18 protein-coding genes are annotated in these 21117 nt (G+C 44.5%); 11 read left to right on the top strand and 7 right to left on the bottom strand.

Annotated elements, in window-relative coordinates:
• Positions 1–128: 128 nt before the first annotated feature.
• The gene (locus GVO63_RS08550) at positions 129–872 is read right to left on the bottom strand and encodes a YciK family oxidoreductase (RefSeq protein ID WP_159579130.1); all 744 of its coding nucleotides are present in this window, start codon (positions 870–872) and stop codon (positions 129–131) included.
• Between the two features lie 319 nt (positions 873–1191).
• Between GVO63_RS08550 and GVO63_RS08545 the strand changes: the two genes are divergently transcribed.
• The 4 genes from GVO63_RS08545 (at position 1192) to GVO63_RS08530 (ending at position 8450) form a co-directional block, all read left to right on the top strand.
• On the top strand, positions 1192–3789 hold the full coding sequence (locus GVO63_RS08545) for a VolA/Pla-1 family phospholipase (RefSeq protein ID WP_159492599.1): 2598 nt from the start codon (positions 1192–1194) through the stop codon (positions 3787–3789).
• 256 nt (positions 3790–4045) lie between these two features.
• Positions 4046–6571 carry an acylase gene (locus tag GVO63_RS08540; protein WP_159579128.1) on the top strand — a complete coding sequence of 842 codons (2526 nt, stop codon included), beginning with the start codon at positions 4046–4048 and terminating at the stop codon, positions 6569–6571.
• A 117-nt stretch (positions 6572–6688) separates the two neighbouring features.
• Complete coding sequence (gene sohB, locus GVO63_RS08535; protein WP_159579126.1) at positions 6689–7723, top strand: protease SohB; 1035 nt, start codon at positions 6689–6691, stop codon at positions 7721–7723.
• Between the two features lie 103 nt (positions 7724–7826).
• Entirely contained in the window at positions 7827–8450 is a 624-nt protein-coding gene (locus GVO63_RS08530) for a TetR/AcrR family transcriptional regulator (protein WP_159579124.1), read from the top strand.
• A gap of 154 nt (positions 8451–8604) precedes the next feature.
• Here GVO63_RS08530 and GVO63_RS08525 read toward each other — a convergent pair whose 3' ends face one another.
• Entirely contained in the window at positions 8605–8937 is a 333-nt protein-coding gene (locus GVO63_RS08525) for a hypothetical protein (protein ID WP_159579122.1), read from the bottom strand.
• Between the two features lie 230 nt (positions 8938–9167).
• Between GVO63_RS08525 and GVO63_RS08520 the strand changes: the two genes are divergently transcribed.
• Both GVO63_RS08520 and GVO63_RS08515 read left to right on the top strand, forming a co-directional pair.
• Positions 9168–9929, top strand: coding sequence for a Nif3-like dinuclear metal center hexameric protein (locus tag GVO63_RS08520; RefSeq protein ID WP_159579120.1), 762 nt, complete (start codon positions 9168–9170; stop codon positions 9927–9929).
• A gap of 15 nt (positions 9930–9944) precedes the next feature.
• Entirely contained in the window at positions 9945–10688 is a 744-nt protein-coding gene (locus tag GVO63_RS08515; RefSeq protein ID WP_159492605.1) for a methyltransferase, read from the top strand.
• A gap of 121 nt (positions 10689–10809) precedes the next feature.
• Here GVO63_RS08515 and GVO63_RS08510 read toward each other — a convergent pair whose 3' ends face one another.
• Positions 10810–11814: a 2-hydroxyacid dehydrogenase gene (locus GVO63_RS08510; protein WP_159579118.1), complete on the bottom strand. Its 1005-nt coding sequence runs from the start codon at positions 11812–11814 to the stop codon at positions 10810–10812.
• Between the two features lie 64 nt (positions 11815–11878).
• Positions 11879–12364: a glutathione peroxidase gene (locus GVO63_RS08505; RefSeq protein ID WP_159492607.1), complete on the bottom strand. Its 486-nt coding sequence runs from the start codon at positions 12362–12364 to the stop codon at positions 11879–11881.
• 87 nt (positions 12365–12451) lie between these two features.
• Between GVO63_RS08505 and GVO63_RS08500 the strand changes: the two genes are divergently transcribed.
• On the top strand, positions 12452–13327 hold the full coding sequence (locus GVO63_RS08500) for an NAD(P)-dependent oxidoreductase (protein ID WP_159492608.1): 876 nt from the start codon (positions 12452–12454) through the stop codon (positions 13325–13327).
• Between the two features lie 74 nt (positions 13328–13401).
• Here GVO63_RS08500 and GVO63_RS08495 read toward each other — a convergent pair whose 3' ends face one another.
• Positions 13402–14985 (bottom strand): response regulator, encoded by a 1584-nt coding sequence (locus GVO63_RS08495; protein WP_308469298.1) that lies wholly within the window; start codon positions 14983–14985, stop codon positions 13402–13404.
• Between the two features lie 256 nt (positions 14986–15241).
• On the opposite strand from GVO63_RS08495, the gene GVO63_RS08490 reads away from it, so the two are divergent.
• The 4 genes from GVO63_RS08490 to GVO63_RS08475 all read left to right on the top strand — a co-directional run bounded on the left by GVO63_RS08490 (position 15242) and on the right by GVO63_RS08475 (position 19200).
• Positions 15242–16396 (top strand): acyl-CoA dehydrogenase family protein, encoded by a 1155-nt coding sequence (locus GVO63_RS08490; RefSeq protein ID WP_159579114.1) that lies wholly within the window; start codon positions 15242–15244, stop codon positions 16394–16396.
• A 51-nt stretch (positions 16397–16447) separates the two neighbouring features.
• Entirely contained in the window at positions 16448–17581 is a 1134-nt protein-coding gene (locus GVO63_RS08485; RefSeq protein ID WP_159579112.1) for an enoyl-CoA hydratase/isomerase family protein, read from the top strand.
• Positions 17582–17746: 165 nt separating this feature from the next.
• On the top strand, positions 17747–18622 hold the full coding sequence (locus GVO63_RS08480) for a putative RNA methyltransferase (RefSeq protein ID WP_159579110.1): 876 nt from the start codon (positions 17747–17749) through the stop codon (positions 18620–18622).
• Complete coding sequence (locus GVO63_RS08475; RefSeq protein WP_159579108.1) at positions 18619–19200, top strand: D-glycero-beta-D-manno-heptose 1,7-bisphosphate 7-phosphatase; 582 nt, start codon at positions 18619–18621, stop codon at positions 19198–19200. The genes GVO63_RS08480 and GVO63_RS08475 overlap by 4 nt, the downstream gene beginning before the upstream one ends.
• A gap of 89 nt (positions 19201–19289) precedes the next feature.
• On the opposite strand, the gene GVO63_RS08470 is transcribed toward GVO63_RS08475, so the two are convergent.
• Positions 19290–20816 (bottom strand): DUF3413 domain-containing protein, encoded by a 1527-nt coding sequence (locus GVO63_RS08470; RefSeq protein ID WP_159579106.1) that lies wholly within the window; start codon positions 20814–20816, stop codon positions 19290–19292.
• Positions 20817–20824: 8 nt separating this feature from the next.
• Positions 20825–21043 (bottom strand): DUF1414 domain-containing protein, encoded by a 219-nt coding sequence (locus tag GVO63_RS08465; RefSeq protein ID WP_014949499.1) that lies wholly within the window; start codon positions 21041–21043, stop codon positions 20825–20827.
• Positions 21044–21117: the final 74 nt, after the last annotated feature.

Raw genomic sequence — 21117 nt, 5'->3', positions numbered from 1 at the left:
AATCAAAAAACCGCTTAAGTGCTACTTAAGCGGTTTTTTTGTTCAACACTTGACTCATACCCATCCGCATTGATAATACCAGTCCGCATAGATAATTACCCACTCAGCGAGACTTAACATGTTATAGGCTACTTTGGCTGACAATCAAGGGACTGACCGTTTACCGCTTTACTGTCATCACCCATCAAATAAAGATACAACGGCATTATGTCTGCGGGTGTTTTTAATGTTGCTGGGTTCTCTGCAGGGAAAGCCTGTGCTCGCATGTGCGTGCGTGTGCTACCGGGGTTGATACAGTTAAAGCGTAACGTCTTATTTTGATATTCATCAGCAAGCGTTTGCATGACGCCTTCTGTGGCGAATTTCGATACGGCGTATGTTCCCCAGAACGCACGACCTTTTCTTCCCACGCTTGATGTAGTGAATACGACCGAGGCGTTTTTCGCTTTCTCTAATGCAGGAATGAGGGCCTGTGTCATATAGACCATACCATTTAGGTTTATCTGCATAACGTCTTGCCATTCTTGCGCATCAATGTCTTTAAACGCGCTTAAATGGCCCAAAATACTCGCATTGTGAAGTACGCCGTCTAATCGGCCAAACTGGTCGATAATAGTTTGGGTCATTTGCTGGTAGTGAGAGGGGGTTGCCCCTTTAATATCTAAGGGAACGATAGCCGGTTCCTGTCCGCCAGCAGCCACAATTTCATCATATACGGCTTCCAGTTTAGATACAGTGCGTCCCAATAATATACAAATAGCGCCATGTGCCGCATAAGTTTTCGCGGCCTGCGCACCAATCCCATCGCCAGCTCCGGTGATAAGAATAACTTTATCGCGTAATAAATCCGCTGGTGCGTTGTAATCGTTCATTGTTTTCCTTCAAAAGATTTTTTCTATCGCAATGATTGGGGCGTGTTGGCCCAAATAAGAATATGACTGCAGATCATACTCAGCCTGACTCACAAGTAAAACAATGATTGAAAAATTCTTCAAACGTAAAAAAAGTTAACAAAAGTGGTTAACAAAACTTTGCAAAGTTGCAACAAAGTCAATAAGATTGAGGAAGATACAACTGGTCTAACATGTTTAAAACTATCAACTACACCTGTAAAGACAGGGTAGAGCAAGCTACTTTTAATAGCGTTAGGTTTTAGACACAGAATAACAACAATGCTTGTAGGGAGTAGAGATGAGAAAACTCGTATTAAGTTCCAGTGTGGCCCTTGCGCTGGGTCTAGCAGGCTGTGGTGGCTCCGATGAAACCCTTTCCGACATTCAGGCCGAAACAGAAATCCAAACACCATTTTCACGAATCGTTTTTGACCCAGCCGCTGGGAACCTGAACATTCCAAACGACCTTCTTATGCTTCCGGGCGCAGACGGTTTCTTTGATTACACACTAAATATCCCGGTTGATGACCCTACTAACTTTGGTGACCCGCAAAATGCGTTAAATGTGTTAGACGGTTGGTCTACTCAGCATCCATTCGTCATTAATGTAAATACGCCAGCTGGAGCGTCACTGGACGAGAGTACATTAGCATCTGGCGTGCTGTTATTTGAAGCAACCCTTGGGCTTGACCAACGTGATCCAGACTGTGCACAAATCACAACACCCTCTGCGGGTTGTAAACTTGGTGACCAGCTAACCTTTGGCGTAGATTACGTGCTGAGCTTAGCTGACAGTAATACGATCACGTTTGTTCCATTGAAGCCGCTCAAGCCTGCTCAAGGTTACATGCTGGTTATGACCACTGAATTGAAAGATTCATCGGGTAAATCGGTACAAGGTTCAACAACGTGGGATTCTGTAAGACAAGACATTAATACCAATCCTTTATCTAGTGCTGCTCAGCTGCAGCTGCAAGGCTTAGTGAATTCACTCGTTAATCCTGTGATAGGTGCAGGTTACGAGCGCGAAGACATTACTTATGTGTCTGCTTTCACAACTCAGTCTACAGCTAACTCACTTGATACTATTAAAAAGGTGATGATTAGCCGTTTTGCACAACTCGCTGCGGGTGGCGATCCGTCTGCGCCTACTGCACTACCAGCGATTACGGTTAGCGATGTATCTACAGCGCCAAACGCGATGGAAGCGTTAGGCTTAGTGAACGAAACCGTGGTTGCAGGTGCAGTTGAGCTAGGTAAACAAGGTTTACCAGAACCGGTACAAGCAGCAATCGATGCGACAGATTTTAGCCTACTTGAAACATGTGCAGGCCTTGCGGGAACAGCGTCGGGTCAGCTAGCTGCCCAATGGGGTGCACTGAATGAATTCGCAGTTGGCGTGTCTACCGGTATCCTAGCGCAGGCCGGTCCATTTTGTGCCGCACAACGCTATGAAGGTAATATAGCACTGCCTTACTTCCTTGGTGTGCCAAGCGCAGAGAACCCGCTAGCGCCGGTAAATGAATTCTGGAAAGCCGCGTGTGACAGCGGTATCGTGTTAGCGGTCGCTCCACAGGAACTACTTGCAAATGCAGAGCCGGGCCCTAACGCAGCAATGTGTTCTGCGCTTGGTCTTGCTGACGTTCGTATCAACGGCGAAATGTTGGATAGCGCGAGAAATATCACTAAATTTAACCCGTATCCACAGCCAACGGGCGGAAATATGGGAACGGAAACCCTCGACGTTCAGGTAACTATCCCTGACCCTGCTATTGCGGGCGCGCTTGGATTCCCCATTAGTATGCCTGAAGCAGGGTGGCCCGTGGTTATCTTGGCACACGGTATCACCAGCCAAAAAGAAGATATGCTTGCTATCACCGGCACGCTGTCTCTAGCAGGTATTGCGTCAGTGGCTATCGATCAGCCAATACACGGAAGCCGTGGGTTCGACCTAAACGGCGACGGTACGGATGAGTTAAACGCAACAACAGTAAGCGCAACTCACTACATGAACCTTGCTAGTTTGCCAACCGCTCGCGATAACTTACGTCAAAGCGTGTCAGATTTACTTGGCCTGCGTTTAGGGCTAAATGCGGTAGTTGATACTACAGCTGCACAAAACGTTAAGTTCGATATGTCTCGCGTTTCTATCATGGGTGTATCATTAGGTGCGATAACGGGCGGTAACTTTGCTGCTGTTGCAAATACATCAATGGGTGGCGATCTCGCTGCGCTTGACGGTATGTTCGCTGTCAAACAAGCATCACTTGAGTCTCCTGGAGGCGGCGTAGCGCAGTTCCTACTAGAGTCAGCTGCATTCGGCCCTTTAATTAAAGGTCTCTTGCTTTCACAAGCTTCTGAGGACTTTGTTGCATTGCTGAATCAGCTATACGAAACAACTGACGTAAGTGAAGCACAGCTTCGTGCTGCAGTATCGGTATTTGAAGATAATCTTACTGCTGAACAAGCAGCGGCGGTCAACGCGGTGTTTGCTGAGTTTGCTTTTGCAGCACAAACCGTGATGGACGCAGGCGACCCAACTAACTATGCGCAGACGTTAGGTAGTACTACGCCCGTTCACATGATGACCGTTGTCGGTGACGGTAGTGAAGAGAACCTGCCTGACCAAGTTATTCCAATTTCAACGGCATTACCGTTGTCAGGTCAGCTTCCGCTGGCGGCTACCATTGGCTTAGAGCAAGTAACGACTACACAGGGACCAGGTGCAGATCCAATTAGCGGTATCGTTCGGTTCAACAGTGGCGCGCATGCTTCAAGCTTAAGCCCTGCGGCGAGTGCAGCGGTAACGGCTGAAATGCAAAGAGAAGTGGCAGGCTATATTGCGTCGGACGCATTAGTTCTTCCTATTTCAGATGAGAGTGTTGTAGCAAATTAATTAGCTGCCGTTTGCTCTGTAAATCTGCACGCAGAGCGCGGCGATACAAATGCTTACAATTTAAACGTGTAAAGCCGGCAATTACGCCGGCTTTTTTATTTAAGAACCATAATGTTATTTGAATGTTTAATGTTGTTAATGTAGTGTAAATGCAAGGTCCGATCAGTTTAGACTTTTGGCTTAAAACCACCGCTTAAACGGTGTGCAACGATGAAGTCAATGACCTTATCCATTCATCATTAGGGAACATTTGTCGATGATAAATCACACTACATTCACCGCTAAACGGACGCTTATTGCACTCTCACTCACTGCGCTACTTACTGCATGTGGCGACAATAACAATGATTTTTCAAACGTAGAGCAACCCGCGCCCACACCACCAACAATACCTGAACCAACACCATCGCCTATACCAGCGTTTTCGCCAGATGGTGCGCTTTCAGCTGACGTAACGTGGACGACCTATGGGGTTCCGCACGTAAAAGCTGATAACCTTGAAAGTATGGCCTACGGGGTAGGTTATGCATTTGCTCGCGATAACCTGTGCGTATTGGCTGACCAGATCGTCAAGTATAACTCTGAGCGTGCAAAATATTTCGGTCCCGATACGGTACCCGGAAGTGGTGATTCTGAGCACCTGATCAACGATTTTGGTTTTTTAACGTTAGGCATTCGCGAACTTGCAGAAGAAAATTTACCGCGGTTGTCAGCAAACTCGCGGGCAATGTTCCAAGGTTACACGGCTGGGTATAACCGGTATTTAAATGAAACGCCTTTAGATGAGCAAGACCAAAGTTGCGCAGGTCAACCCTGGGTCACAGAAATTGACAGTGTGGACCTCTTAACGTATTCATTAGGTGTAGCGTTACTTCCGGGGGCTGCGAATTTCCTTGGACCTATGTTTATTGCTGCCCCTGAAGGTAAAAGCTATCTACCTACTCCAGCGGCCTCTACAACTGAAGTTACTTCTTCATTGAAGATCACACCAACGGTAGGCCTGCCTGAGAGAAATCCTCAAGAAATGGGCTCGAATGGATGGGGTCTAGGCAGCGATAAAACCACCAATGGCAAAGGCATGGTTTTGGGGAACCCACATTTTCCACACACAGGTAACTTACGCTTTTGGAACTTCCATGCACAAGTTCCTGGTCATTTAAACGTTACAGGCGGGTCATTGATGGGGTTACCTGGCGCTGTAAACATTGGGTTTAATGAAAACGTCGCGTGGACACATACCTTCTCTACGGCAGAACATTTTGTTGTATATCAACTAACCCTTGATGAAAACGATGAATCTGGCCTTACCCATTTAGTTGACGGCAACAGACGAACTATCTATGAAAAGCCAATGCAGATTGATGTTGCAGTGGGTGGCGGTCAAACCATTAAGCTCAACAAGACGGCGTATTACACAAACTACGGCCCGATGATCGAAGTACCAGGAAACTTCGATTGGACCGGTAACAATGCGTTTGCCATTAAAGACGCCAATTTGCCAAACTTTGATATTGTGGATCATTGGCTTGCTATGAATATGGCGACCTCCATGGAGGAATTTAAGCAGGCGTTTAAAGATTACGATGGCGTTATTTTTAACAATACGATGGCAGCTTCTGCTGATGGTCAGGTTTTTTACATTGATGATTCTACCGTGCCGAACCTTACAGAGACGGCAATTGAACAACTGACCACAAATCCGTTACTCATTCAAACAAAAGCTGCTGCTGGATTTACCGTATTACCCGGCAATATTTCACAGTTTGATTTTGAAGGACCTGTTCCTTACGAAGAGGCGCCGAAGTACGAAGGTACCGATTCGGTTCAGAATTCAAACGATAGCTATTGGTTGACGAATTTAAATTCACCCATTGTTGTGAGCAATCCGCTGTTTGGAAAAGTCGATAATCAGCAATCTTTGCGTTCACGTATGGGACAGCAGTTCATAGAGAATGAAGCGGGCAGTGACGGTACCTTTACACCACAAGAGGTCGAAGGGTTGCTATTAAATAACAGGAGTTATTTAGCTGAAAACATTCTGCCTTCGCTACTCTCTTTATGCGCAGCACAGGGTGATACGCCTGTAGATGTAGACGGAACGAACGTGAGTGTAATGCAAGCATGCGAAGCATTAGAAGATTGGGACGGTACCATGAATCTTGCTAGTACAGGTGCGCACGTGTTTAGAGAGTTTGCCTTTCAGTTTAATCGAGCGCCACAGTGGGAAATACCGTTCTCCTTGGATGCACCTGTAACAACACCATCTGGATTAGTACAAAATGAGTTGACGTTGCAACAGTTAGCAAGGGCGACTCAAGTTATTGAAGCGGCGGGGATCGCGTTTGACGCACCGTTGGGAGACGTTCAATTTGTGGAGCGAAGCTTACCTGATGGTTCAGCTTCAGGAATAAAGTTGCCATGGGCGGGCGCGCACAATATTGAAGGTGGCTTTAATGTCTTTGACGCTATTCGCAATAGAAACGGCACACTGCTGCCACGCCATACTTATAATCCAGTAAACAGTAGCACCATTATGAGTGCTGAGGGGCAAGGCTATCATATCAATTACGGTACTAGCTGGGCGATTGTGATCAACTTTACCGATGAAGGTCCTAAGGGGCGTGGTATCTTGACTTACTCTCAGTCTCGCAAGTATGGCAGCGAGCACTTTTTAGACCAAACTCAACTTTATTCTACTCAACCAGCGTTAAGGGATATCTTTTTTACAGAAGAAGAAATCGAAGCGAATAAGATAGAGCAGCTTACCCTATCGTCAGACTAGCGTGAGACTGGTATTATAGCGTAATGAAAACAGCGACTTTGCCGTTAATCGGTAAGTCGCTATTTACTTATGGGTTTGCTATTTAGGGTTACCCGTTAATTTTACTAGGAGTAGAGTTTGGAGTTTTTGTACGAATACGGGTTGTTTGTTGCTAAATCAGTAACACTTGTCGTTGCTTTTATCGTGGTTGTTTCAACTATTGTTGGTGTTGCGAGTAAGCAAAAGCAAGGTAAGGGGCAGCTGGAAATCGTTTCTATTTCTGAGCAATTGAAAGATGTTACGAATTATGCAAAACACGTCCTTTTGGATAAAAATGCACTCAAAAAGTTAGCCAAAGAACAGAAAAAAGAAGCCAAAGCTAAGAGTAAAGCAAAAGACAAGGAGCAGGATGATTCTTCAGCAAAATCTCGCCTCTTTGTTATTGATTTCAAAGGCTCTATGGATGCGAACGAAGTGGACCACTTACGTGAAGAAATAACTGCGATCCTGTGTGTCGCCAATGAAGCCGATGAAGTGTTGGTGCGCCTTGAAAGTGGCGGCGGCGTCGTGCATGGCTATGGACTTGCCGCGTCGCAGTTACAGCGCATTAAAGAAAAAGGGCTAAAGCTTACTATTGCGGTAGATAAAGTTGCGGCGAGCGGCGGCTACATGATGGCTTGTGTTGCAGATAAGTTATTGGCTTCTCAGTTTGCTTATATCGGAAGTATCGGTGTGTTAGCTCAACTGCCTAATTTTAACAAGCTCCTCAAGAAAAATGATATTGAATTTGAGCAGCATACCGCGGGTGAATTTAAGCGTACCCTCACTATTTTTGGTGAAAATAACGATGAAGGTCGAGCAAAGTTCAAAGAAGAAATTGAAGAAATTCATGTGCTGTTTAAGGACTTTGTTCAAAGTCAGCGCCCAGATATGAATATTGACAAGGTAGCAACGGGTGAATACTGGCCTGGCATAAAAGCAAAATCATTGGGTTTAGTTGACGACATTACTACGTCAGATGACTACATTCTTTCTCAATATCCAGCGCGAGAAATTTTTAGCGTCAAATACGCAGTGAAAAAGAATGTTGCTGAGAAACTCGGTATGTCGGTAGCACGCGTTGCTGAGCGCGTGTTCATGAAATCAATGAATAAGGCGCGTCACTGGTTTTAATGTCAACATCGCGTCTGTATTTTTAGGAACGGTATGATATCGCTTTCTACTCATACAGACGTGAGTTAAGTTTTTTAACCTATAAAAAGATAATAAAAATAATATGGCACGGCACACTAAAACCGATATCTTAGATGCGGCGGAATTCTTGTTTTCTCAGGGCGGATTTACGCAAACCTCCATGCGAGAAATCACTGCAAGAGCAGAAGTGAATTTAGCGTCTGTGAATTATCATTTCGGCAGTAAGAAGAATTTAATTCAAGCCGTGTTCAAACGGTACTTTGATCACCTTATGCCACAGGTAGAGTCGTGTCTGGCGTCCTTGTCACCGATTGAAGGTGCCAAAGGCGTTGAGCAACTTTTATATTCCTTGATCCCACCCATGTTAAATCTCAATACGCTTTCAGAGCAGGGTACAGCGACGTTTGTAAAGCTACTGGGGCGAGGGTATAACGAAACACAAGGACATTTGCGTAAATTTCTAATGAACGATTACGGGGATTGTATTCGTGCGCTCGTTGACGCTATCAGACGTTGCCTACCTGAACTACCTGAAGAAGAACTATTTTGGCGTCTGCATTTTGCGATGGGCAGCTTCGTTTTTTCGATGGCGTCGAGTCAGGCGCTGACGGAAATCGCTGAATCTGATTTTCACAAGCATGTCGATATAAAAGAAGTTATTCAACACCTTGTGCCATTTGTTGCTCAAGGCCTGGCGGGTAAATAATGTACGTGAAAATGGCTTTTAGATTGTTCGCAGCACGCGATTAATCAACGAATCAACGTATTGGCGCGCTCACCTATCACAAGCACCATTCAAGTAACGCTGTATATTGCGAAGGGTGAAGCGCCTTAGAAATAAGAAAGGTGTTTTACATTATTTACCGTGGAAGGGTAGCACCGGGCGCTTCTGCATTGAGTTTCTCTGCCCAAAAGTCTTTCACTGAAAATCCTGATTTTTTAGACGTTGTTGCTTTTTTTTCTGAGGGTTTAGCGGTAGCTTTCGTGTCTTTCTTTGGCGTCTTTTTCTTGGCGATGTCAGGTGCTGAGTTTAAAGATTCTGTCATTTCTTGAAGTTGTGCTAATCGCACGTTTTTGCCGCCGTCGATACTGTACCATCCACTTTTGCTTTCGATAGATGGGGCTTTTCCGTGCGCTTTTTGGTAAGCGTCATTAAATGCTGTTATTACTGCGTCTTTGTCTAAGTTGGTCATGCTTTTTTGCTCTTCATTTTGTTAAGATGACGAACGTTTTGAGACTTATGATGCTACCGCGACAACGCAAGAAACATTATTGCGTAGCATAAAATCTAAACTGGCTCGTGCCGCAAAAAATTGGACTCACTCACCACTCACATTTGTCTAATTACAGGTATAATGCTAAACGTTCGCGTCTTTTTATAACGTTTTTTGAACTATTTGTCTAACTTTTAGCCGGAGGACTTGTGTCTATAACCAACCTAGAACTGCAGAATTATCTAAATGGAATGTTAAGGGTTAGTGAGATCAGCGATTATTGCCCAAATGGTTTACAGGTTGAGGGCACAAATAAAATCGAAAATATAGTTACTGGCGTCACTGCTTCTCAGGCGCTGGTTGATGCTGCAATAGACGCTAAAGCTGATGCCCTCATAGTTCATCATGGTTATTTTTGGAAAGGTGAATCACAAGTGATTGCCGGAATGAAAAAGCGTCGTCTTCTGGCGTTGCTCTCCAATGACATTAACCTTTATGCCTATCATCTTCCACTGGATGTACACCCAGAGTTTGGCAACAATCGTCAGCTCGCCACACTGTTAGGCATACAAAATGTGAGTGCGGTAAGTGGCGTAAAGCCTGTTGGTGTGGTCATGCAGGGAACGTTCGAAGAAGAGATTGAAGGGACAGCGTTACAGTCAAAGTTACAGGGCTTGCTAGGAAGAGATGTGTTAATAGAAGGTCCTGTGTCTAAACCTATCTCGACACTTGCTTGGTGCACGGGCGGCGGGCAAGGGTTTATTGAACAAGCCGTTGAACTTGGTGTAGACGCATTTATTACCGGTGAGGTGTCAGAGCAAACCGTGCATACCGCGAGGGAAATGGGGATAACTTTTTTTGCAGCAGGGCACCACGCTACTGAGCGTTACGGAGTGAAGTCGCTGGGTGAGCACATTGCAGAGAAGTTCCAGTTACCAGTCGAATTTATAGATGTCGACAATCCTGCATAGGGAAAAGAACGCTAAATGAACAACGATCGTATTTTTGATGGTATCGCGGAAAAGTTTTCAAATAATATTTACGGTACTACAAAGGGTAAGTTACGACATACTTTACTCTGTGACGTTCTTTCGCCCTATTTAACAACACCGCTTCGCGCCATTGAAATAGGTGGTGGAACAGGGGTGATGACTGCCCATATAGCGTCAATGGGTCACGCGGTAACGCTTACGGACGCTTCAAAGGATGTCCTTGAACAAGCACGGGCCGTACTTGGGGAATTTGATAATATAACGATAAAACAACAGTATTTACAGGCGATAGAAGATTTAGCCAACTACGACCTAGTGGTTTGTCACGCCGTCCTTGAATGGCTTGAAGCCCCTTTTGACGCAATAGATTTCATCTTTCACAACATGAGGCCGGGAGCCTGCCTTAGTCTTAGTTTTTTTAATCAAGATGCGAACTTATTTGCCAATGCGATTTACGGCAATTTTGACTACATCGCTAAGGGAATGAAAGTAAAAAAGCAGGTAAGGTTAAACCCTAAACAACCGCTCAGTGCGATGCGCGTGGTAGAGCACTGTGAGAAATTAGGCTTTGAAGTGCTGGAAAAGGCTGGAATTCGCTGTTTTCATGATTACATGCGGGATACCAGCCATCAAAGCAGTAAGTTTGATGACTTACTTGCGTTAGAACGCCAATACCACAAAACCGAACCTTATATGTGGCTCGGAAAATACTTCCACCTGATGTTGAAAAAACTGTAGCGTCACGTATTTGTTTTATACCAGTTCGCTTAGATAATTACCCACTCAGTGAGAGTTAAAATGTTCGTCATCGCGGCGTGTTATCGCAGGTATAGGGGTTCTACATCAAGGTGGCTACACTTCAGATTCGGTTGCCGCCATTGAGTATATTATCAAGCGTTATTTCGCCAATTTCATGCAAGGCTTCATGAGTAAAGAACCCTTGGTGCCCTGTGATCAAAACATTAGGGAAAGTAGTCAGTCGTTGAAAAACATCATCCTGTATAATGTCTTGAGAGTGGTCGCTAAAAAAGAGTTCGGATTCTCTTTCATAAACGTCCAACCCTAAATAACCTATTTTCTTGGATTTAAGACCCTTCACGATCGCATTGTCGTCAATGAGACCACCACGGGAGGTGTTGATAAGCATGACGCCGTCTCGCATCTTGGCAATACTATTGGCGTTGATGATGTGGTGGCTATTCTCATTGAGCGGGCAATGCAACGTTATGATAATACTTTTCGACAACAGTTCGTCTAGAGAAACATACTTAGCCCCCATGCGCTCAACAGAGGGAAACGGTTCCGGGTCGAAACATAATACATTGCAACCAAAGCCTAATAGTATCCGAATAACTGCTTTGCCAATTTTTCCCGTTCCAATAACACCGACGTACTTTTGGTGAAGGGTAAATCCCATCAAGCCTTGCAGGTTAAAATTTCCTTCTCTGACCCGGTTATACGCCTTATGTGTTTTTCTATTTAATGTAAGAATAAGTGCCAGCGTATGTTCAGCCACAGTTTCTGGACTGTAAGCGGGCACACGGCTTACACTTATTCCTGCTTTGGCGGCAGCATTAATATCTACATTGTTATAGCCCGCACACCTGAGCGCCACATGCCTTACATCATTTTCTTTCAATACGTTAAGGGTATGCGCATTTACATCGTCATTTACAAATACCACAACATCAGAAAATCCTTTACTACCTGATGCCGTTGAGGCCGTAAGCGGATGCTCATAAAATGTCGCCTCTATTGGAGAGGAGAGCGTTTTATTGCGGGCATCGAGTAGTTCGGTAAAAACCTGTTTTTCATAAGGGCGAGTACTGTAAAAAACGACTTTCCTGCTGGCGCTATGGTTCATTTTTAACCTTCCTGTGTCACGTTTATACCTTGTAATAAAGTATAGTGAAGATGCCTACCAATTATTACTCTACAGGCAAAAGCTTGACGATATCCTTTTCAATTGCAGAAGGTTTGATAGTCGGCGCGTATCGCTTAAGTACTTTACCGTCTGAAGTGACAAGAAACTTTGTAAAATTCCATTTTATTCGCTTCGTACCCAAAAGACCTGGCGCCTGTTCTTTTAATGCTTCAAAAAGTGGATTTGCATCATGACCATTGACTAGGGTTTTTTTGAACAAGGGAAAGGAAACCCCGAAGTTTAAGCTACAAAACTGTGCGATATCATCATCGCTCCCTGGCTCTTGATGACCAAATTGATCGCATGGAAATCCTAAGACTTCTAGACCTTTATCTTTATACTTTTTGTACAGTGTCTCCAACCCCTCATATTGAGGGGTAAAGCCACATTTGCTGGCAGTATTGACGATAAGCAATACTTTTCCTTTGTATTGTTCTAGGGTCGTTTGTTCGCCGGTATTGAGGGTTACAGGGTGCGCGTAGAGTTCCAAAGTAAATTCCTATGTTTTTGTTGTTGTTAAGTCTGTTACTCTTAAGTAATCAACTTATTGATGTTTAGTTTCTAGAGTATATTTTGTATGACTGATTTTAAAGTGAGTTTTTTAGGTTTGGGTGTAATGGGTTTTCCAATGGCCGGACACTTGAGCAAAGCGGGTTATCCTGTAACTGTTTATAATAGAACCACACAAAAGGCCAAGGACTGGGTATCAAGTTATCAAAACGGCACAGCCCAAGTAACAGCCTGTGAAACAGTGGATCAGGCCTGCAAAGATGCTGATATTGTTTTCATGTGTGTGGGCAACGACAATGATGTTAAAGAGGTTGCTACACAAGCCCTTAACGCAATGAAACCGGGGAGTGTGCTTGTCGATCACACAACCGCTTCAGCAGACATTGCAAGAGAACTTTATGCCGCATGCAGTGATAAGCACATAGGCTTTCTCGATGCTCCGGTCTCAGGCGGTCAGGCCGGTGCTGAAAATGGCCAACTTACAATAATGGTGGGAGGCGATGAAGACATTTACAGTAAAGTTGAACCTGTGATGTCTCACTATGCACGACACAGTCAATTGTTAGGCAAAAGTGGAAGCGGGCAATTAGCAAAAATGATGAATCAAATATGTATTGCTGGCATTGTACAAGGGCTTGCGGAAGCGTTGCATTTTGGGCAAAGAGCCGGATTAGATTGTCATGCTGTCATTGATGTCATCAGTAAAGGGGCTGCCCAATCTTGGCAGATGGAAAACAGAGCCAGCACTATGCTAAACAATAGTTTTGATTTTGGTTTTGCTGTTGATTGGATGCGAAAAGACTTAGGCATTGCGCTAGATGAAGCACGTAAAAATGGCTCCACGCTGGCGCTTACTGCGCTGGTTGACCAATACTACGCTGATGTGCAAAAACTAGGCGGTGGACGCTGGGATACATCGAGTTTGTTGACGCGCCTTAAATAATGAGGTCGTATGGTTAGTGCAATATAGCGCATTGGTTGGTCCTGACTATACATCGGGACTTTGCATTTAACCCGTTACATTGAACGCTCTTGAGCAGAGAGAATAAGCTGCTCAAGACGTGATTTGTTAGTCTCATTTAATGTCATTGTTGTTATCTTTGCAATGAGCTGTTTAAGGTTAAATTTTCGATATACGCCCGTATCTGCCTCAATCATACATTGAAGTAAATTCAAGCCAAATGCTGGTGTTTCCGGCGAAAGATGAAACGCGTCATAAAAATGCTTCATTGCGCTTGTGAAGCTCCCTTCAATAAATAGCTGGGTGCCGGTTTCGTTAATAAGCACGGCCTGCTCGTGATTCAAGCCTAATCGCTCTCCACCAGAAAAAATGAGTTCATCATTCATCACTTGTTCAGAGATAGCCTGTAGCTCAACATTTTTTTGCTTGGCCATCAGGAGTAATTCGCCCGCTTTACGTTCATCACCTAAGCCGTGATGAACCTTAGCCGCTATAACTAATATCGAGGGTTCAGTACGCAAATAGTTGTCTATGTAGTCGCCCTCTAGCAAATGTGCGGCTTTCTCTAAATCATTGTCAATAACTGCACCGAATGCGAGAAGATAGTCTCGTTTTTGAAGAATTTGAGGATCGCCTTGGCTTCTACCCGCTATGCCGACCAGCTTACGGGCCTGAGATAAACTCTCGGCTCGGTTTGTTTCGGGAGATTCTTCAGCAAGAAAAAGATAAAATTCTGCAAGTTCAAACGTGAAATCAATAAACCTATCTTTAGCGCTTCGATGGATAGCTCTTTTTTTCTGAAGCAGATCAATTGCTTCTATCACCTTGTCTTGTTTTTGAAATGCAATGGTTTTTAACTTAGCCGCGGGAAGGCTCAGTTCACTGAAGTTAATCTCATTTAAATACTTTTCAACATCCTCAAAGGCGTTCTGCTCAAAGGAAATAGACGCCAACCATTCAAACGCTTTATCACGAGCAAGACTCGAATTAACCATATTCCCTAAGAAGTTTTTACACTCTGGCCATTCCCCAGAGACATATTGGCACTTGATTTTACCCCATTGAGCCCACAATACCTTCTCAGAACGGGTCAATACATCTTCATATATAGTGAGTGCACTGCGAATTTCTCCGCACTCAACGAGGAGTCGCGCATAAAGTTTTCTTATGTCTCCGACGAGACGTGGCGGTATACCTTCTTTGATTTTAGCTCTTATGATGCTAACCGCTCGATCAGGTTGCTTACTATCGAGGGCGTGTAGCGCGTTTTTGATAAAGTCTCGGTAGGTTAAATAATGTTTAACTTGCCGGGTTAGGGAGGCAATGGTGTAGGGCTTGATCAAAAGAACATCAGGCTGCAAGTCCATAATGCGGCCGATAATTTGTGGAGACCTATCCGATGTTAAAAAGATAATACCTGTGCTTGGTCGAATAAATCCTGCCTCGCGCAAGTTTTGTATCCATTCAACCCCGTTTTTACCCTCACCGAGATGGTAATCCATTAGCACTAGCTCAAAGTGTTGTTTTTTAAGCGCTGCCTTAAGTTCAACACCCGTTGCAAAACTGCTCACTTCTAAATTCGCAATAGACATAAGGTGCCCTCGAAGCGCAGTTCGAGCAGTGGCGTTATCCTCTACGATGGCTATTCTAAATTCCACGGCTACCTGGTGAGTAATGACAAAGTCACTACATTATCAGTCGCGGCAGAAAAGTGCATTAGCAAATAGACCAAGATTCCATTGATAGTTGGCCTAATTTTCATTTCTGGCCCAATTTCGTCACAAAATATTTACGTCAGATGCGATCTATATTAAAAGAATGTTTACCTTTACGTTTACGTAAGGGGTAGCTATTGGTTATTGTTACGGAAAAGCCAATCAATTGAAGGTATGACTCATGAACTTTGATTTAACAGACGATCAATTAGCCTTTGAAGATACTGCCCGACAATTCGCGCAACAAGAATTAGCACCCAATGCGGCAATGTGGGATAAAGAACATTATTTTCCTGTAGAAGCGATAAGAAAAGCAGGAGAATTAGGGTTTTGTGGTTTATATGCACCAGAGAGTGCAGGGGGCCTGGGGTTATCACGCCTCGATTCGTCGATTATATTCGAGCAACTCGCTATGGGATGCACAACGACGACGGCTATGCTAACCATACACAACATGGCAACATGGATGATTGCTACGTGGGGGACCGAGGAAGTGAAAAATACTTGGTGTGATTCCCTGGTATCGGGCAATAAGCTTGCGTCCTACTGTCTTACTGAACCCGGCGCAGGTTCTGATGCTGCGTCACTTAAAACGAAAGCTACCAAGGAAAACGGCGGCTATGTTTTAAACGGTGCTAAAGTCTTTATTTCTGGTGCAGGAAGTACGGACGTACTGGTTGTTATGGCTCGTACCGGTGAAGAAGGTCCTAAAGGTGTATCGGCGTTTGCTGTTCCGGCAAACGCAGAAGGTATTGAATATGGCAAGGCCGAGGAAAAGATGGGCTGGAACGCACAGCCAACCCGTATGATTACCTTTGATAACGTAAAGTTAGACGCAAGCTGGTTATTAGGCGATGAAGGTCAAGGCTTTAAAATGGCTATGCAGGGCTTAGATGGTGGCCGTATCAATATCGCAACCTGTTCAGTAGGAACCGCACAGCAGGCGTTAAATGTCGCACGTGATTACATGAATGAGCGCGAGCAGTTTGGTAAACCTATTGCGGGTTTTCAAGCGTTACAATTTAAACTGGCTGACATGGCCACTGAGCTAGTAGCAGCAAGACAAATGGTTCGCATGGCCGCATGCAAATTAGATAATGATGACGCTGATAAAACCACGTACTGTGCGATGGCAAAACGCTTCGCAACAGATGTTGGTTTTAACGTGTGTAACGACGCGCTACAGTTACACGGTGGATATGGCTACATAAAAGAATATCCGCTCGAGCGCCATTTCAGAGATGTCCGCGTTCATCAAATATTGGAAGGGACTAACGAAATTATGCGCGTGATTATCGGCAGACGTTTATTGTCCGATGAAAGAAGCGTGTTGTAACACGCTCCTTTCACTCATTTTTTATTAACGGATTTCTTAAGAGGAGTTGTAATGACAGGTGCCGAATCAGTTGTGGTCGTTGATGATGTTAGTACAAATAACAATGGCTTTAACATAGGTCGCTTGACGTTAAACAAGCCAAAGGCTTTGAACGCGCTTGACCTCGAAATGGCTGACATCATGCTAAAAGCCCTTCAAAAGTGGCAGACGAGAAGTGATATCGTCGCGATTGTTATTGATTCAGCCGGTGAAAAGGCCTTCTGTGCGGGCGGTGATATCGTCTCTATGTACGAGTCAATGGTGGAGGCACAAGGTCAAATTCCAGCCTTTCTGGAAACATTTTTTGAAACCGAATATACGTTGGACTACACCATTCATAACTACAACAAGCCGATTATAGTGTGGGGCAGTGGTATTGTAATGGGGGGTGGCATGGGTCTTCTATGTGGCGCTAGCCATCGGGTAGTTACAGAAACCTCACGCTTGGCAATGCCCGAAATCACCATTGGCCTCTATCCCGATGTAGGAGGAAGTTATTTCCTTCCTCGTCTTCCTGGGAAGTCCGGATTATTTCTAGGGTTAACTGGGGGCCAAATGAACGCGGCTGACGCATGCTTTGTTGGTCTCGCTGACATTATGGTGGCCAGTTCCGAAAAGACGAATTTGATCGAGCAACTCGTAAATTATACGTGGGGTCCCACCGATCAAAACAGTTTACAAGAAGCGGTAAACACTATCTTGAACGACCTTGCTAAACCAGAAAGCGAGCCTCAAGGGAACATTGAGCCCAATATGGCGCTCATTAATCGGCTATGTGAAGCCGACTACGTGAGTGACGTCGTTAACGCGATTCTTTCTTCAGACATGCAAAATGATAAGTGGCTTTCAAAAGCGCAAAGCACGCTTGCGAAGGGGTCGCCCATTACAATGCACCTCGTCTTTGAGCAGTGTAAAAGAGGGGCTGACATGTCACTTGCGGCATGCTTTAGAATGGAAGCTGATATGTCTTGTCGCTGCGGAGAAAGTGGCGAATTTCAAGAAGGCGTCAGGGCGTTACTCATTGATAAAGATATGGCGCCAAAATGGAAGTATAAAAACGTTGAAGACGTTCCGAAAAGTGAAATTGAGCATCACTTTACATCGCCTTGGTCTAAGGAAAGTCACCCCTTGTCATCACTTCAGTAGTGGGATTCTCCAGAAAAAGACAGCGCTGTTATCTGCCTATTGCTGAAGTGAGCGTTTTTGTATCCGTCACTTCCTGATGATAGGGGAATACATCACAGCTTGTTGCCGTAAAGGTATGGGATTTGGTATCCTTTACGGCAAATTACTGACAAAAAAGATCCTGCCATGTGGCACTGCCCACTTTGTAAATCTCCAATTTCTCTAGACACGAAACAAACGCGCTGCCTCAATGGTCACAGCTTTGACAAGGCAAAATCAGGTTATGTGAATTTATTACCTGTTCAGTTTAAAAAGTCAAAATTACCAGGAGACGATAAGGAGATGGTGCGGGCCCGTAGGCAATTTCACCAGTTAAACGCCTATAAACCGCTTATAGATAGAATGGTTTCCCTTCTTGGGGATGCTTTAATTGATTTAAATACGCGACGCGTAGCATCGAATGGCAATGGGGCAACCAACGTCATTAATATTTATGATGCCGGCTGTGGTGAAGGCAGCTATTTAGATGCGGTAACCGACGGACTATCCTCAAAAGGGTTGAACGTTACAGGGGCAGGGAGCGATATTGCTAAAATTGCGGTAGAACTTGCAGCAAAGGCATTTAAGCAGTTACAGTTCGTGGTCGCCAGTAGCTTCGATCTCCCGCTTGCTGATGGCTCTCAAGACGCCGTAATTCAAGTTTTCGCTCCAGGTAGCAATGATGAATACCTTAGGGTACTAAAAAGTGAAGGCCTGCTTATTACCGTAGATCCTGGCCCAAATCACCTATATGAGCTAAAAGAGCGCGTTTATGACAATCCTAAGCAGCACCGAGTTGATGACATGTTGAGAACAGGCTTTACGCGATTAAGTAGTGAGGTATTTTCGTTTTCTATTGAATTTGACCACCACGAGCACGCTCTCGCGCTTATAAAGATGACGCCGTTCTACTGGAAGTTACCTAAAGGTAAAGTTGATGAGATCGTGACAAAGCTTATGTCGGTTTCTGCTGATTTTCATATTCAACTATGGCAAAAGCGTAGCAATGAAGACACCCAATGAACAGTTCCGATAAACAGCGCGCGCTTTTTTTAGACAGGGACGGTGTTATTAACGCAGACCATGGCTATGTTGGGACATATAAAGATTTCCATTTTATAGAAGGGATTTTTGATGTAGTCCTTTTCTTCCAATCAATGGGATACCTGCCTATCGTCGTAACAAATCAAAGTGGTATTGCACGTGGTTTTTACACAGAGACTGATTTTGATGTGTTAATGGACCAGGTTAAGAAAGATTTTTCTGCCAATGGTATCCATTCATTGCCTGTGTATTATTGTCCACATCACCCAGAAGCGAAAATACCGCAATACGCAATGACATGTGTATGCCGCAAGCCAGCACCCGGCATGCTTCTAAACGCCGCGCAAGATTGGCATATTGATTTGGCTAGCAGTGTATTAATTGGTGACAGTTGGCGCGATATACAGGCTGCTGATGCTGCTGGGATAAAGCAAAGTTACTTTCTGTCGAAGAATACTGCTACTCGTGAGCAATCAAGTTTACTCTCACAGCACCACAAAGTTACAAGCGTCTCGAGCTTTTCGGCACTGTTAGCTGCTGCTTCTCGTTACGCGTAACCTTCCAGTGCTTTGAAAAGACAGTGTTTTTAATTAATGTGGTTAATTAAATGTGCGGTAAGAGACGTTACCGCACATCTTAGACTTAATCAGTTTTGCGTTGAAAAGCGAGAGAGGTGTTTTATTGCCTGACTGAGCAGATCGACGTTTAGGGCGTCTTTGCTGCGTTTACCCGTCGTCATGTCGTTAATTTCATAACTTCCATTACTCAATACGTCCGTGCGCTTACCGTCGTGAAATACAACAATGCGCTCGCCAGATGTACTGACCAACCATGCTCTTGAGGGAGAGAGTAGATTTTGACCCGTTGAATAGTAGGTACTCGGTGCGTTGCAGCCCAGAGCACCAAGTATGGTAGGCGCTAAATCTTCCGTACTCGCTATTGTCGCGTTTAATTCAAGCGTACTGTAAAGCGAGCCCTTTCCCTCTTTATCTCCAAATCCCGTCGCGACGATAATATCGTGTTTGCGAATGAGCGTGCTTTTCACATAGCTTTCCACATTCTTACTAGGCATAAACGCGATGTGAAGACCTTGGTGATTATTAGTGATTGGCTGAAGGTATCCCGACAACTGTGGAAGAGGTAACGCTTCATCACTATGGATACTCACTGGCATTCCCGAACCCAATGGTAGCGCGAGAAGAACAGGGCGCTTCTGAGCCAAAGCGTCTTGATAAATTTCAGGTACGCCAAACAGGGTTGATGTCATCAAACCTTCTATAGAGCTCGCCGTCGAGTAGTAATTGGATACCTTATTTAAGGTGATGCCGTTAATATTCGTCAAATCCACAGCGTGTTCACTATCTGTTTGCACTATTACGGTCAAATTTCTATTTGTCTCGACAGAACAATAAACAGGTTCTGCTGGATACGTAATGTTATGAATGTCTGGATTGAACTGAAGCTGCTTTCGCTCTTCATACGCAGCTAAGTCAAGGAGACCATATCGTGACATTGTCGTTTTGGCTGTTGCTGGGTACGACAAGGGGAACATATTGTCTTGCTTTATGATAGGTTGATAAAGCCTTGCGTCTGCCCAAACATGGATTGCGTGACTAGTGACAAAACAGCTCACGAAAAACGTAGTGACAGGGATCCCGACTTTGTGGCGCGAAAAACGTTCAACGCGTTTCCAAATCGCATTCGCTAATACAAGTTGAAAGCCAAGCCATACAATAAATAACAGGAACAAAAACGACCACTGTTGCCAACTTTCGATGGCCATGGTTGATTGTGCTTCATCTCGCAATAAATCTGCTGCGTGAAAGCTAATGTGAAAGCCGGTACGGTTAAATAGCAGGGCATCAAAAGCCAAAAGCGCAAGGCCAACCGCAGCGATGATTGATGCGCTTAACTTTATGATCCTCTGATTACTGACCAAATAGCACAGCGGAAGGATAAAAATCACAAAGCCAAAAAAAGTCATAAACCCAATATGACCAAACCAATTGGCAAGAAGATACAGAGTGCCGACACCCGTGCCAGGCATTGGCGATGAAAAAACAAAAATTGAGGCAATGACAATGGCGATGACAATATTCGCCAAGGCAAACCAGTGCCCCCAATTTACCAGTTTAGTAACGCGCTGGCGACGAGGTGATTCAGCAAGTATCATGCAATCCCTTAGCTATTTTTAACGCTTTTCTTTAGAACGTCGGCAAATTGTGTTGCCATGGCTTCGCGATTTTCAGGGGCTACCTGAGTATTTAAAATGTGCGTAATAACATTGCCTAACACCATCAGTGAAAGATCACGGTTTGCACCGCCTTCTTCAAGGGTTAGAATAACGTTATTCATTAGCGTTTCGAATTCGTCGTTGCTATAGCGGCTTTGTTGGGGCATTGCTACGCCTCTTTTTTATGATTATCTTTGATAAAAAGAATGGTTTTACACATAAAATGATTATAATCGTTGTT

Source organism: Alteromonas sp. KUL106 (genome assembly GCF_009811415.1).
Taxonomy (GTDB): Bacteria; Pseudomonadota; Gammaproteobacteria; order Enterobacterales; family Alteromonadaceae; genus Alteromonas.
This window is presented reverse-complemented; position numbering and strand designations above follow the sequence as displayed.

What these genes read in the sequence shown, in the direction of transcription:
- GVO63_RS08550 (WP_159579130.1), bottom strand. Translation starts at nt 872, where the DNA reads ATGAACGATTACAACGCACCAGCGGATTTATTACGCGATAAAGTTATT.
- GVO63_RS08545 (WP_159492599.1), top strand. Translation starts at nt 1,192, where the DNA reads ATGAGAAAACTCGTATTAAGTTCCAGTGTGGCCCTTGCGCTGGGTCTA.
- GVO63_RS08540 (WP_159579128.1), top strand. Translation starts at nt 4,046, where the DNA reads ATGATAAATCACACTACATTCACCGCTAAACGGACGCTTATTGCACTC.
- GVO63_RS08530 (WP_159579124.1), top strand. Translation starts at nt 7,827, where the DNA reads ATGGCACGGCACACTAAAACCGATATCTTAGATGCGGCGGAATTCTTG.
- GVO63_RS08525 (WP_159579122.1), bottom strand. Translation starts at nt 8,937, where the DNA reads ATGACCAACTTAGACAAAGACGCAGTAATAACAGCATTTAATGACGCT.
- GVO63_RS08515 (WP_159492605.1), top strand. Translation starts at nt 9,945, where the DNA reads ATGAACAACGATCGTATTTTTGATGGTATCGCGGAAAAGTTTTCAAAT.
- GVO63_RS08510 (WP_159579118.1), bottom strand. Translation starts at nt 11,814, where the DNA reads ATGAACCATAGCGCCAGCAGGAAAGTCGTTTTTTACAGTACTCGCCCT.
- GVO63_RS08500 (WP_159492608.1), top strand. Translation starts at nt 12,452, where the DNA reads ATGACTGATTTTAAAGTGAGTTTTTTAGGTTTGGGTGTAATGGGTTTT.
- GVO63_RS08490 (WP_159579114.1), top strand. Translation starts at nt 15,242, where the DNA reads ATGAACTTTGATTTAACAGACGATCAATTAGCCTTTGAAGATACTGCC.
- GVO63_RS08485 (WP_159579112.1), top strand. Translation starts at nt 16,448, where the DNA reads ATGACAGGTGCCGAATCAGTTGTGGTCGTTGATGATGTTAGTACAAAT.
- GVO63_RS08480 (WP_159579110.1), top strand. Translation starts at nt 17,747, where the DNA reads ATGTGGCACTGCCCACTTTGTAAATCTCCAATTTCTCTAGACACGAAA.
- GVO63_RS08475 (WP_159579108.1), top strand. Translation starts at nt 18,619, where the DNA reads ATGAACAGTTCCGATAAACAGCGCGCGCTTTTTTTAGACAGGGACGGT.
- GVO63_RS08470 (WP_159579106.1), bottom strand. Translation starts at nt 20,816, where the DNA reads ATGATACTTGCTGAATCACCTCGTCGCCAGCGCGTTACTAAACTGGTA.
- GVO63_RS08465 (WP_014949499.1), bottom strand. Translation starts at nt 21,043, where the DNA reads ATGCCCCAACAAAGCCGCTATAGCAACGACGAATTCGAAACGCTAATG.